We start from the raw sequence: 1,980 nt of genomic DNA on the forward strand, positions 1-1,980 counted from the left end.
GCAATAGCCCCAGGCGGCGNCGATGGTGGCNATGTCGGCGGCACGTCCGGCCTGGATGTCGCGCAGGTCGTCGCCGACGTACCAGCAGTCTGCGGCAGGCAGTTGCAGGCGTCGTGCGGCTTCCAGCAAGGGCGCTGGGTGCGGCTTGGAATGCGGGGTGGTGTCGCCGGAGACGATGCAGCCGGCATGGCCCAGGCCGATCTGCGGCGCCAGCACATCAGTGAAGCGCGCCGCCTTGTTGGTGACGATGCCCCAGGCGATGCCGCGTGCGTCCAGTTGCGCCAGCAGTTCCGGGATGCCGTCGAAGAGGCGGCTGTGGGTGGTCATGTTGGCTTGGTAGCGGTCCAGGAAAAGTACGCGCAACTCTTCATATTCTGCATCGCCCGGATGGATGCCCAGCGCTGCACCGATCAGCCCGCGGGCACCGGCCGAGGCGACCGGGCGTAAGCTTTCATAGGGGGCATTTTCCAGGCCTCTTTCGTGGCGCAGGAAGTTGGCAGCGGCCGCCAGGTCGGGGGCGGTATCGGCAAGGGTGCCGTCGAGGTCGAACAGGATCGCGCGCGGAGGGCGTAGTGGCATGGTGTTTAGTGCTGTGGAGAAAAACGCCGCAGCACTGGGCTGCGGCGGTGAGCGGTAGGGGTCTCGGCAGTCGGGCTGGGCGCAGGCTCAGGCCAGCTTGGTACAGGCCACCAGGTAATTGACGCTGGTGTCTTCGTTGAGTGAATAGATCTTGGTCAACGGGTTGTAGCCCATGCCCTTGAAGGCATCGATCTGCAGGCCGGCCTCACGGGTGTAGTGCGCCAGTTCGGCCGGAGTGATGAACTTGGCGTAGTCGTGCGTACCCTTGGGCAGCAGGCGCAGCATGTATTCGGCACCGATGATGGCCATCAGGTAGGACTTCATGTTGCGGTTCAGGGTCGAGAAGAACAGCTTGCCGCCCGGCTTGGCCAGGGTGGCGGCGGCGCGCACGATGGCGGCCGGATCGGGTACGTGTTCCAGCATTTCCATGCAGGTCACCACGTCATACTGGCCTGCTTCGCGCGCGGCCATGTCTTCGGCGGCGATCTTTTCGTAGCGCACCTGTACGCCCGACTCCATGCTGTGCAGGTCGGCCACTTTCAGGGCCTTGTCGGAGAGGTCGATGCCGGTGACATCCGCGCCTTTCCTGGCCATAGATTCGGCCAGGATGCCGCCGCCGCAGCCGATGTCGATCACCTTCTTGCCGGCCAGCGGGGCGCGGGCGTTGATCCACTCCAGGCGCAGCGGGTTGATTTCGTGCAGGGGACGGAATTCGGAACCCGGGTCCCACCAGCGATGGGCCAGTTCACTGAATTTCTGGATCTCTTGGGGATCGGCGTTCATGGTCGCATTGGTCGCGTTGGTCGTATTCATGGGGCCTAATGATAGCCCAAACCGGTAGGGGCGGTCAGGCGCGCCAGATCAATACGCAGTGCAAAAGAGGGCTGACGCGTCAACGAAGCAGCAATAAAAAAACCCCGCCGAAGCGGGGTTCTTGGTAGAGCCTTGTAGCGTCAATCGATTACTTGCGGGTACCCACAACTTCGATTTCCACGCGACGGTTCTTGGCGCGGCCAGCAGCGGTCTTGTTGTCAGCGACCGGTTGCGACTTGCCCTTGCCTTCGGTGTAGACGCGGTTGGCTTCAACGCCCTTGGAGACCAGGTAAGCCTTGACGGATTCAGCGCGACGAACCGACAGCTTCTGGTTGTAGGCGACGGAGCCGATCGAGTCGGTGTGGCCGACGGCGATGATGACTTCCAGGTTGATCGACTTCAGGTTGCCAACCAGTTCATCCAGCTTGGCCTTGCCAGCCGGCTTCAGGGTTGCCTTGTCGAAATCGAAGAAAGCGTCAGCAGCGTAGGTGACCTTTTCCGAGGTCGGAGCAGCAACAGGAGCAACAGCCTTAACGGCCGGAGCCTGAGCAACCGGAGCCGGGGCCGGCGGTCTCGCAAGGACCGTGA

The 1,980-nt window shown here is 62.9% G+C and carries 3 protein-coding genes; all 3 read right to left on the minus strand.

Annotation, left to right across the window (positions count from 1 at the left end; all coding sequences use genetic code 11):
• Positions 1-579: HAD-IA family hydrolase (locus I5W_RS20850; RefSeq protein ID WP_044530670.1), on the minus strand; the 579-nt coding region annotated here is incomplete at its 3' end.
• Positions 580-666: 87 nt separating this feature from the next.
• Positions 667-1,392, minus strand: coding sequence for a bifunctional 2-polyprenyl-6-hydroxyphenol methylase/3-demethylubiquinol 3-O-methyltransferase UbiG (ubiG, locus tag I5W_RS20855; RefSeq protein ID WP_044530671.1), 726 nt, complete (start codon positions 1,390-1,392; stop codon positions 667-669).
• A 148-nt stretch (positions 1,393-1,540) separates the two neighbouring features.
• On the minus strand, positions 1,541-1,980 hold a 440-nt coding region (gene ompA / locus I5W_RS20860), incomplete at its 5' end, for an outer membrane protein OmpA (protein WP_044530672.1).

The sequence above is a fragment of the Herbaspirillum sp. B65 genome (assembly GCF_000333555.1).
In the GTDB taxonomy this organism is placed as follows: Bacteria; Pseudomonadota; Gammaproteobacteria; order Burkholderiales; family Burkholderiaceae_D; genus Herbaspirillum; species Herbaspirillum rubrisubalbicans.

Coding starts and splice junctions, on each gene's coding strand:
- ubiG (WP_044530671.1), bottom strand. CDS start 1,392: ATGAATACGACCAACGCGACCAATGCGACCATGAACGCCGATCCCCAA.